At 60.0% G+C, this 10,893-nt stretch carries 11 protein-coding genes and 1 riboswitch; all 11 genes read right to left on the minus strand.

What is annotated here, in order from left to right; all coding sequences use genetic code 11:
• Positions 1–111 precede the first annotated feature (111 nt).
• The 11 genes from L0H65_RS07415 to L0H65_RS07465 all read right to left on the minus strand — a co-directional run bounded on the left by L0H65_RS07415 (position 112) and on the right by L0H65_RS07465 (position 10,865).
• Positions 112–1,347 (minus strand): MFS transporter, encoded by a 1,236-nt coding sequence (locus L0H65_RS07415; RefSeq protein WP_301458204.1) that lies wholly within the window; start codon positions 1,345–1,347, stop codon positions 112–114.
• A 127-nt stretch (positions 1,348–1,474) separates the two neighbouring features.
• Positions 1,475–2,380, minus strand: coding sequence for a 2-dehydro-3-deoxygalactonokinase (locus L0H65_RS07420; RefSeq protein WP_301458205.1), 906 nt, complete (start codon positions 2,378–2,380; stop codon positions 1,475–1,477).
• Complete coding sequence (locus L0H65_RS07425; protein ID WP_301458206.1) at positions 2,377–3,147, minus strand: SDR family NAD(P)-dependent oxidoreductase; 771 nt, start codon at positions 3,145–3,147, stop codon at positions 2,377–2,379. Before L0H65_RS07425 ends, L0H65_RS07420 begins: the two co-directional genes overlap by 4 nt.
• Before the next feature lie 79 nt (positions 3,148–3,226).
• Positions 3,227–3,919, minus strand: coding sequence for an ATP-binding cassette domain-containing protein (locus tag L0H65_RS07430; protein WP_301458207.1), 693 nt, complete (start codon positions 3,917–3,919; stop codon positions 3,227–3,229).
• The gene (locus L0H65_RS07435; protein WP_301458208.1) at positions 3,906–5,444 is read right to left on the minus strand and encodes a thiamine/thiamine pyrophosphate ABC transporter permease ThiP; all 1,539 of its coding nucleotides are present in this window, start codon (positions 5,442–5,444) and stop codon (positions 3,906–3,908) included. The genes L0H65_RS07430 and L0H65_RS07435 overlap by 14 nt, the downstream gene beginning before the upstream one ends.
• Positions 5,420–6,418, minus strand: coding sequence for a thiamine ABC transporter substrate binding subunit (thiB, locus tag L0H65_RS07440; RefSeq protein WP_301458209.1), 999 nt, complete (start codon positions 6,416–6,418; stop codon positions 5,420–5,422). Before thiB ends, L0H65_RS07435 begins: the two co-directional genes overlap by 25 nt.
• A 37-nt stretch (positions 6,419–6,455) precedes the next feature.
• A riboswitch (TPP riboswitch) is annotated at positions 6,456–6,562 on the minus strand.
• Positions 6,563–6,659: 97 nt separating this feature from the next.
• A complete protein-coding gene (locus L0H65_RS07445; RefSeq protein ID WP_301458210.1) occupies positions 6,660–7,478 on the minus strand; it encodes a cytochrome c1 in 819 nt (272 codons plus the stop codon).
• A 20-nt stretch (positions 7,479–7,498) separates the two neighbouring features.
• A complete protein-coding gene (gene petB, locus L0H65_RS07450) occupies positions 7,499–8,812 on the minus strand; it encodes a cytochrome b (RefSeq protein WP_301458211.1) in 1,314 nt (437 codons plus the stop codon).
• Between the two features lie 9 nt (positions 8,813–8,821).
• On the minus strand, positions 8,822–9,385 hold the full coding sequence (gene petA / locus L0H65_RS07455) for a ubiquinol-cytochrome c reductase iron-sulfur subunit (RefSeq protein WP_301458213.1): 564 nt from the start codon (positions 9,383–9,385) through the stop codon (positions 8,822–8,824).
• Between the two features lie 222 nt (positions 9,386–9,607).
• Positions 9,608–10,252 (minus strand): LysE family translocator, encoded by a 645-nt coding sequence (locus L0H65_RS07460; protein ID WP_301458214.1) that lies wholly within the window; start codon positions 10,250–10,252, stop codon positions 9,608–9,610.
• Between the two features lie 4 nt (positions 10,253–10,256).
• Positions 10,257–10,865 (minus strand): glutathione S-transferase, encoded by a 609-nt coding sequence (locus L0H65_RS07465; protein ID WP_301458215.1) that lies wholly within the window; start codon positions 10,863–10,865, stop codon positions 10,257–10,259.
• Positions 10,866–10,893: the final 28 nt, after the last annotated feature.

Here is a 10,893-nt window from a genome sequence, read left to right on the forward strand (position 1 = left end):
TTAATTTTGTTTAAAATACCTTAAGGGTGGAAAAGCGGGCCGGGGGGCAATGGTCGGGTCATTGTATATGCCGCGCAAAGGGGTTCGATGCCCCTTTGCGCGGCTCCCGCCTCACGCAGTCGCAAGAACAACACGGCGTTCCTGAATAGGCAAATGCACCAGCGCCGAAAACGCCCCGACGCCGACACCGATCCACCAAACCAGGGTGTAATTCCCGGTCATGTCATACATACGCCCCCCCAACCAGACGCCAAGGAATGACCCGACCTGATGGCTCAGGAACACAAAGCCGTAAAGCGTGCCCATATAGCGCAGGCCGTAAAGCTGCGCGACAAGCCCAGAGGTCAGCGGCACCGTTGCCAGCCACAGCGATCCCATCACCAGTGAAAACAGCAACACCGAACCCGGTGTCATCGGCAACAGAATGAACGCCGACGCTGCCACCGTTCGCGCGGCATAAACCGCCGCCAACAGGTATTTCTTGCTGTAACGCTTGCCCAGCCAGCCTGCGAAAATCGCGCCGCCGATATTGGCCATACCGATCACCGAAATCGCGATCGCGCCAAGGATCGAGGTCGAAGTCACTCCGATCGCTGCCAGATAACTGCTCGGGTCAATCGCGCCACACATCTCGGTCACAAAGGCCGGGAAATGCGCGGTGATGAAGCCCAGTTGATAGCCACAGGAAAAGAACCCGAGAAAAATCATGGTATAACTCGGGTCTTTGAACGTGCGCAGCAATACGGTGCCAAGGCTTTCCTGCAACTCTGCCTTGCTCGCCGTAATCGGCGCGCGCAGGAACGGCAGCGCGAAAAGCGAGCACAGGATGATCGCCGCAAAAATCACGAACACCACCTGCCAGCTATGGCTTTGCAACAACCACTCCGCCAGCGGTGCGCCAAAAACCTGACCGGCAGAGCCAGCCGCCGTCGCAATCCCCAAGGACAGGCTGCGGTTTTCATCCGAGGTGGCGCGCCCGACAATTGCAAGGATCACCCCGAACCCAGTGCCCGCGATGCCAAAGCCGACCAAAATTTCCAGCACCCAATGCTGCCCCGGCGTCACCGCCATCGACGACAGCACCAGCCCCGCCGCATAGAGCAGCGCCCCCAGAATGATCGCGCGACGGTCGCCAAAGCGTTCGGCAATCGCGCTGAAAATCGGCTGGCCGATGCCCCATGCGAGATTCTGGATCGCGATTGCCATCGAAAAATCGGCCCGCATCCAACCAAATTCCGTCGCAATCGGGATCTGGAACACGCCAAAACTTGCCCGGATTGCAAAGTTCAGCAGCAAAATCGCACAACCGGCAATCAGAACAGGGGTAAACAGGTTGGATTTGGTCATCGCAGACTCCGGTGCTGTCGCAGCGGCAAGATTTGCGCCGGGGTGGCGCGAAGGTCAATCGCTGAATTGTGCGGGGGCAATGCCGGTCGCTGATACGACCGGAGTTTCAGCATGTTACCCTTTGGTATCACAGGACTCCACGCAATTTCGACAGCCCGGCAAGTGTGGCATCCCCCGCAGGCAGCAAATCAACTGAAACGCCTTGGCTCGCCAACGCGCGGGCATAAAAGCCGCACAACGCCGCCTCCCCGATCAAGGTCACCCGCTGACCCAACCAGTAGGGTTTCGTCGCCGCGAGTTCAATTCCGATCAACAAGCCCGACAACCTGCTACGGGCAGCAATGGGCGGCAAATCGGCAAGCAACCCTTCGGCGCGCAACGAAAACAGGTACGCCGCCAGCTTTTCAGGCCGCGACAGCGCGTCGGACAGCGCCGCATCAAACGGTTCCGGCGCAAAACCCGTCGCGGCGATACCGTGGCGCAAAACCGATTGCTGCGACAACAGCGAGAACAACTCCCCGGTCATGCAGGTTTGAAAGCTGACAACCTCTCCCGCGCTGACATGCACCCATTTCGAATGGGTGCCGGGCAAACAGATCACGCCGTCATAATCGGGGTTCAGCACAAGCGCCCCAGCGACCTGCGTTTCCTCACCGCGCATCACATCGGCGGGCCGGATCTGGCTCAGGCCCGGTGTAATATGCACGGTAATCCGCTTGTCCTGCGTTGGCGCGCGCGTCAGCATATCCATTGCCGCCGGGGTACAAGGCACAGCGCGATAGGATGCCTCCACCCAGCCTTGCCGCGCGCCGACCATGCCACAGGCAATCACCGGGGTAACACCCGCCGTCAGCCACGGCGCGATCAGGCGCAACAGCGCGGGTTCAAACTCCTCTGGATGCAGCCTGCCCATGCCATCGGCACTTGCCGCGGTTGCAACCGGGCCTGCCGCCGCCATCGCTGTCACCCGCAGATGACTGGTGCCCCAATCAGCCGCGATCCATTCGACTGACACTGAACTCGCTGCCGTCATCCGGTCACCACGACCCCGCCATCAATCACCAGCGCCTGCCCCGTCATCATGCGCGACGCCTCCGAGGCAAGAAACAGTACCCCACCGCAGATATCCTCCGGCGCGAGCGTATCCTTCAGACATTGCAGGGCCAGATGCGCAGCCAGGCCGTCGGGCGTGACCCACTTGTCCTTCTGCTTTTGCGTCAACACCCAGCCGGGGGCAATCGCATTGACGCGGATGCGGTCCGGCCCGAATTCCCGTGCGAGGCTGCGGGTCAATCCGTTGATCGCGGAATTGGCGGCAGTGTACAGTGGATACCCGGCATTCCCCATCATATAGCTGATGGAGGAGAAATTGATGATCGACCCGCCGCCAGCCGCTTTCATCCCCGTGACAACCGCTTGGGCGGCAAAGAAATAGGCTTTGAAGTTGATATCCAGCATCGCGGTATAGAAGTCTTCTGTCACCTCTACTGTGGTATGACGCAGATCATTCGCGGCATTGTTGACCAGCGTTGTAACCGGGCCATGTGCGGCGCTGGCCTGCGCAATTGCGGCGCGCAGGGCAGCAACATCGGTCACATCACAGGCAATGAACAACGGGCGATGGCCAGTTGTCTGCGCCATCTCCTCCACAAAATCGCTGGCATCAGACCGCTGGACAAAGGCAAGCTTTGCGCCTTGGCGCAAGAACGCCTCGGTCAGTGCGGCACCGATTCCCGACCCACCACCAGTAATGAACACCGAAGCACCGGAGAGCCCCGGATAGGTTGCAATTGGTGTCATGCCCGTCTCCTTCGTCGCATAGCGTGGATAGGCTTTGCATACGCCAGATCATGTGTCGCGCCAAGTATGGCTGAAGCCGCTAACCCAGATAGTCGGCAAGTGCCGGAGGTGGGTTGTCCAGCAGCGCCGCCGTGGCCTGCGGGGCATGGGCAATGCCGCCTTCTACAAGGCAGGTCAGCGGCGCAAAGGTGCGCGCTTCCGCCGGGTCATGCGTGACCATCAGAACCGTGGCGCCGGTTTCATCGGCAAGCAGGGTGACAAGACCCAGCATTTCGCGCTTCAGAGCGGGGCCGAGGGCGGCAAACGGCTCATCCAGCAGCAGGATCGGCTTGTCACGCAACAACGCGCGCGCAAGGGCGGCACGGCTTTGTTGTCCGCCGGAAAGCTGCGCAGGCTTGCGCGTCCCAAAACCCGCAAGGCCCGTGTGCGCAAGCGCCGCCTCTATCCGGTCGTAATCGGCAGCAGTCAATCGCAGGGAAGGCGAAATGCCCAAGCCAAGATTTTGCGCGATCGTCAGATGCGGGAATAGGTTTTGATCCTGAAACAACGTGGTCATCGGGCGGGCACCGGGGTCTTCGCGCGTCAGATCGCGCCCCTGCCACAGCACGCGGCCCTGATCAGGCATCAGGAACCCGCCTATCAACGACAGCAAGGTGGATTTGCCCGCGCCCGACGGCCCTATCACCGCCACCCGCGCACCCTTTGGCACCTGCCAATCGGCGGCAAGGGTGAAGTCGTCAAATCTCGCCTGCACCCGGTCAAGCTGAAGCATGGCGGCGGCCCCATTGGTCAAAGCCCCAGAACAGCGCAAAAGACAGGCTGACCAGCAGCAGCGCCGCACTCGCCGCAGTCTGTATCCGGTAAGCCCCCATCAGACGTTGTACCAACAGCGGCAAGGTCGCTTCTCCTTCCCCCGCGAACAGGGCAATCACGCCCAGATCACCCATCGACAAGGCGGCCACGAGCCCTGCAGCAAACCCCAAGGGCCGGGAAAGGCGCGGCAGCACCACAAAGCGCAAGCGTGCAAAACCGGTTATCCCCAGGGATGACGTCAGCCGATTGTAGTCATCGAACAGGCTGCGCGCCTCTGGTGCAAGAATGCGAAAGGCGAAGGGCAGGGAAAGGGCTGCGTTGATCGCCATTGTCACTGGCAATGCAAGGCTCGCAGGCCGAAAATACGGTTGCAGGATCAGGAACAGCCCGGTCCCGAGCACAAGGCTGGAGGCGGCAAGCGGCAGGCTGGCCGCAAAACCGGGCCAATTCCGGCCCCGCGCCGCGGCAAGTGCAAGGGTCAACGCGACCCCAAGGCTGATCGCGGTAGAGGCGAGCGCGATGATCAACGACCGGGCAGCCGCCTGCCAAACCTGCGGCGGCAAGTCCAACATTCCGGGCAAGCCGTCCAACACAACGGCGAGGATCGGCAGCGCGAGGAACATCGCCGCGAAGATTATGACCAGAACATCCAGGCGCAGAGGCCAACCCTTTGGTGCCGGTGGTCCGCCTGCCCTGCCCTGCCCCGCGCCAAATCCGGTTGGTAATGCAAGCCTTGTTGCCACCGCATAGGCCGCAGTACACAGCGCGAATTGCACCAGCGCCAACCGTGCTGCCCCTGCCAGATCAAAATCAAACCGCAACGCCTGATAGATCGCCAGTTCCACCGTCGTCGCCTTTGGCCCCCCGCCCAGCGTCAAAGCCACGGCAAAGCTGGTCAGACAGATCACAAAAATCACCAGCGCCACGCCGGGCAAAACCGCGCGCAGCATCGGGCGTTCAATGTGGCGCATCGTGTCGGCAGGTGAGAACCCAAGGCTCGCCGCAAGTCGGAAGCGTTCCGCCGGTATCGCCTGCCAGCCATGCAGGATCATGCGCACCGCCAGCGGCATGTTGAAAAACACATGCGCCAAAACCACCCCTTGCAGGCCATAAATCGACACGGGCGACAGGCCCAGCCCTGTCAGGGTCTGGTTGACCCAACCTGCTCGCCCGAACACCGCCAGCAGACCCAGCACAGCAACGATCACTGGCAAGATGAACGGCGCTCCAAGGGTAGAGATCAGCAGATCGCGCCCCCGGAATCGCCGCCGTGCCAAGGCGCGTGCGACTGGAATCGCCAATGCGACTGACAGCCCTGCAGACAGCACCGCTTGCCAAAGCGTGAAGCGCAGCGCCGCAAGCTCTGCCGGGGCCAGCGAAAAGCCTTGCAAGCCCAAACCAAGTGCTGCCAACGGGGCCAGCAGCAGCAGGCCAATGCCCACTGCCAACCCCGCCGCCGTCAACGAGAGAGCGCGGTCAGCCATTCGTCCAACGCCGGTTTGCGGGCGGTAGCAGCCTCATCTGGGGTCATCAGCAGGGATTTTTTCGGCGTTATCATCTGCTGAAACCCTTTGGGCAAACCAGCCGCCAGATGATGCGCCGGATACATCCAATTCGTTGTCGGGATGATGGATTGAAACGCGTCCGACCCCACGAACATAAGAAACTGATCGGCAAGCTCCGGCTGCGGCGCATTGGAGAGTTTGCCTGCGACTTCAACTTGCAGATAATGCCCTTCGGTGAAGGCTGCGGCGGCTTTGCTGTCATCGCCTTCTGCAATCAGATGATAGGCGGGAGAGGTGGTATAGGACAGCACCATATCCGCCTCGCCTGCGGTGAACATGCCGTAGGCTTCCGTCCAGCCGGGGGTGACAGTCAGGATATTGTCGGCAAGTGCTGACCAGATTTCCGGCGCGCGGTCGCCATAGGCCGCCTTGACCCACAAGAGCAGGCCAAGGCCGGGCGTAGACGAACGCGGGTCTTGAATCACGATCTTCAGGTCAGAGGCGGCCAGAGCCTCAAAGCTGTCGGGCGCGTTCGGCAGTTTGGTCTTGTCATACACAACGGCGAACCAGCCCCAGTCATAAGGCAGGAAAAGCGGGTCCGCGAAGGGGACAGGCAGGTCATTCGCGGTGTTTTGACCATGCGGCGTAAACAACCCCGTCGCAGCGGCGAGGGTGATCAGGTTGCTATCAAGACCAAGCACCACCGAGGCGGTCGAATTCTTGCCCTCCAACTGCAAACGGGCCAACAATTCCGCCCCATCGCCCACGGCAGAAAACACCAGATCGCAACCGCATTGCGCCTCAAACGTTTTTTCAACCAATGGGCCGGGACCCCATTCGGACGTAAAGCTGTCATAGGTCAACACATTCAAAACGGGTTTATCTGTTTGAGCCATGGCTGCTGTTGCCAAAACTGCTGTGCAAATAGCCAGCGCAAGGGGGGATTTGGTCATCTCATCTCTCCATATGCGACGGGCGGGTATGGGGATGGATCATTCCATTCACCTTCCCTCCGCCGGTCCTAACCGGTTCAGGTTCAACGGGTCTTTGGCTTTTGCCAGATCTCAGCCCAACACAGGGCACCCCGAGGTACGGACAATGATAGCGGCTCGGGCGGCAGGGGCAAGAGCCAAACAGCAAAAAGCCCCGCCGGATCGGCGGGGCTTTGAGCAATGCGGCATCTCTGCCGTGAGCTTAGTGTTCTTTGCGCGGTCCTTTGACTGCGGACCAGACCTTCTTGTTGGTCAGATACAGCAGCACCGACAAAAGCGTCAGGAACAGAACAGCGGTAAGGCCAGCCTGCTTGCGCGCCATCATCTTCGGCTCCGCCGCCCACATCAGGAACGCCGCAGTGTCTTCGGCCAGATGGTGCAGGCTGTTGTCATGCCCGTCCTGATAATCTACCCGCCCGTCTTCCAACGGTGGTGCCATTGCGATCCACCCGCCCGGAAAAGCGGTGTTTTCGTAAAAGGTGGTTCCGGCTTCCTCTTTCTCCTGCCCGGTATAGCCGGTCAGGATCGAGACAATATATTCCGGGCCACCAATGCCATGGATCAACTGGTTGATCCCGGTTCCGGCGGGTCCGTGGAATCCGGCACGCGCCTTGGCCATCAGGCTCAGGTCCGGGGCGTTGGCGCTGTGGTTGGCCGGGAAGTTGTCGGTTGATTTCAGCGCGCGATACGAGTCGTTTGCAGCATCGAAAAGCTGCGGGTTTGACGCCTCATCCGCCACAAGAAAATCTGCCGCATAAGCGCGAATCTGATCCTCCGGGATATGCGGACCGCCCTCATCCGACAGGCTGCGGATCGGTACGAATTTCATGCCGTGACAAGCAGAGCAAACCTCGGTGAACACCTGCAAGCCACGCTGCAATTGGTGTTCATCATAGGTGCCGAACGGACCTTCAAAGCTGAAGGCAACGTCATGCACATGGCCTTCGTCGCCGGCGGCCATGGCCGCGCCCGTCCCGATCACAAGGGCAGAAACGGCGCTGATTGCGATTTTACGAAACATCTTCATCAGTTCCTTTTCTCTCACTCGGCCGGATCGGCGTAATGCGATTTGAAGTCAGCCTCAATCGTCGCGGGCGGCGCCAGCGGCTTTTCGATCACACCAAGGATCGGCATGATGACGAGGAAATAGGCGAACCAGTAAGCCGATGCGATCAGCGAGATCCAGTCATACGGGAACTCCGGCGGGCGCGCACCCACCCACATCAACACCACAAAGTCGATGCACAGCAGGATGAACCACGCCTTGAACATCGGACGGTAACGGCCCGACCGCACCGACGACGTATCAAGCCACGGCACCAGTGCCAACACGGCAATCGCGCCGAACATCGCCAACACACCAAAGAACTTGGCGTCAACAATGCCGAAGCTCACGAAATGCGCCAGTTGTACGACCCAGACATCGGCGGTGAAGGCGCGCAAGATCGCGTAGAACGGCAGGAAATACCATTCCGGCACGATATGCGCGGGCGTCGCCATTGGGTTCGCCTCGATATAATTGTCAGGGTGACCAAGGAAGTTTGGCATGAAGCCGACAATCGCAAAGAACACGACCAGGATCACGGCCAGCGCGAACAGATCTTTCAGCACGAAATAGGGCCAGAACGGCAGGGTGTCTTTCTCGGCTTCGGCTTTCGACGTGCGGCGAACCTCAACACCGGTGGGGTTGTTGTTGCCGGTGGTATGGAAGGCCCAGATATGGATCGCGACCAAAGCGGCAATGACGAAGGGCAGCAGGTAATGCAGGCTGAAAAAGCGGTTCAGCGTGGCGTTGTCAACCGCGGGACCACCCAAAAGCCAGGTCTGGATTGACTGGCCAATGCCCGGAATGGCGCCGAACAGGCCGGTGATCACCGTCGCACCCCAGAAGGACATCTGACCCCAAGGCAGAACATAGCCCATGAACGCCGTACCCATCATGCACAGATAGATCAACATGCCGATGATCCATGTGATCTCACGCGGGGCTTTGTAAGATCCGTAGTAAAGGCCCCGGAAGATGTGCAGGTACACCGCCATAAAGAACAGTGACGCCCCGTTTGCGTGCAGGTAGCGCAGCATATAGCCGCCATTCACATCGCGCATGATATGCTCGACACTCGCGAAGGCCATGCTGACATGCGGCGTGTAATGCATCGCGAGAACGACGCCCGTGGCGATTTGCAGCACCAGACAGAAGGTCAGGACAATGCCCCAAATCCACATCCAGTTCAGGTTCTTGGGTGTGGGGATCATCAGAGTGTCATAAAGCAACCCGACAATCGGCAGGCGCGAGTGAAGCCATTTTTCGGCGCCCGTCTTGGGCTCGTAATGGTCGTGCGGTATTCCGGCCATGATATGTCCTTACCCGAGCTTGATGGTTGTTTCATCGGTGAACGCTGTCACCGGGATATGCAGGTTCTGCGGCGCGGGTCCTTTGCGGATACGGCCCGCCGTATCGTAATGCGACCCGTGGCACGGGCAGAACCAGCCGTCGAAATCACCCGAGTTGTTCCCGATCGGGACGCAACCCAGATGGGTGCAAACGCCGATCATCACCAGCCATTCGCCTGCCTCATCCATGGTGCGGTTCTGGTCAATCGCCTCCGACCCTGCCGGAAGATTCGGGTTTTCGGCATTCTGGTCGATCAGATCAGACAGTTTGACAGCGCGGCCTTCCTCAATCTCTTTCGGGGTGCGGCGACGGATGAAGACCGGCTTGCCAAGATACAGGACGGTCAACTGGGTTCCCATCTCCACCGCCGATACATCAACATGAATGGAGGACATCGCCTGCACATCCGCCGTGGGGTTCATCTGGTTGACCAAAGGCCAAACCGCAGCGCCGGTGGCAACCGCGCCCGCCCCTGCCGTGGCATAATACAGGAAGTCCCTGCGGCTGCCTGCGTGATCTTCTGCTTGGGACACGAAAATTCTCCCTTCCGAAGGCTGCTTGATGCAGCCGATGTCATAACGGAGCCGCAGTGATCCGCAGCCTTGTAGTTCGGGTATTTAGCGGCGGAAACCTGCCGCGTCCAGCGGACAAACGGGCGCAGATGGGGCCGATGGGGTGGAAATGCAACATCTTATGCCAAAGAATTGCGAAGGAAAGTCCATTTTCATACTGCGCTCCTTAGAAACACCACAGAATCAGCCACGAAGCAACCGTGTCAGCATTGCTGCCGAAAGAATGGCAAAGAACGCCCCCGCGACCAGATAAATCACCCATCCTGCCCGCAAATAGAATCGCGCCGCAGGTCCGCTGGAAAAGACTGTGGCGTAAAGGCTGTGGAACGACAGCCCGATCAAGGCTGACCCCAATGCCAATACCGCGATATCGGCGGACCTTGCGCTGGCAACCGGGAACAGCGTCACGATGGACAACCATGTTGTCAGCACCTTGGGGTTTGCCGCGCTGATCAGGATCGCCCGTCCCAGCGCGCGACGGTAACTCAACTGCGCCGGGGCTTGCGGCAAACCGCGCCTTGCGCCGTGAAGGCCTGCCCAGGCCAGTCGCAAGGCACGCAGCGCCAACCAGCCAAGCAATGCCGTCGCCACGCATTGCATCGCGAATTCCGCGCGAGGCACCGCAGCAAAAACTTCCGCAAAGCCCAAGGTCGAGGCAAGGCACCACAGCGCCACACCGATCCCCACGCCGGCGGCAGCACCTAGCCCCGCGCGCCGCCCGGCCGACATCGCCGTCGCAATGGTGTTCACAACATTCGGCCCCGGCGTCATCGTGTTCAACGCAACAATCGACCATACCAGAAGAAAGCTGGAAAACGGCAGGCTCATCCGGTCACTTTGGCGGCTGGGTCTGGATCATGCTGTCGCGCGCCGAGAAAGCATTTGCCCAAGCCGAAAGTTGAGGCCGCGTCGTCCGCCAGTTGCGGGCGGCATGTCGGAAATCCAGATATTCCAATGCACAACCCACCGCGATTTGTCCCATGTCCAAAGGTCCGTGCAGATGGCTCATCCAGCGCGCTTCCAGGGCATCCAGTGCCCGGTCAACCTTGCCCCATTGCCCCTCCACCCATGGATCAAACCGTTTGTCCTCCGGCCTCACCCGTGTTTCATAGACCATCAGGATCGCAGCATCCAACATGCCGTCCGCCGTCGCCTCCAGCACCAGCGTATCCCACAAACGGTTCCCGTCGGGGTATAGTCCCGTCTTGAACTCAGCATCCAGATAGCGGGTAATGACACGGCTGTCGTAAAGTGCCGGGCCATCCTTGCGCTCCAGTGCCGGGATCTTGCCCAGCGGATTATGCGCGAGCGGTTGTGTACCGGTATCAACCGGCGTCCCACTGGCTGCCACCAGTTCTACCGCGTCGGAATGACCCGCTTCTGCCAGCAGAACCAGAATTTTGCGAACATATGGCGATGTGCCCGAATAAAACAGTCGCATGGTGATCTCCCTCTCGATTCAATCGCAT

Source organism: Pseudorhodobacter sp. (genome assembly GCF_030452865.1).
GTDB lineage: Bacteria > Pseudomonadota > Alphaproteobacteria > Rhodobacterales > Rhodobacteraceae > Pseudorhodobacter.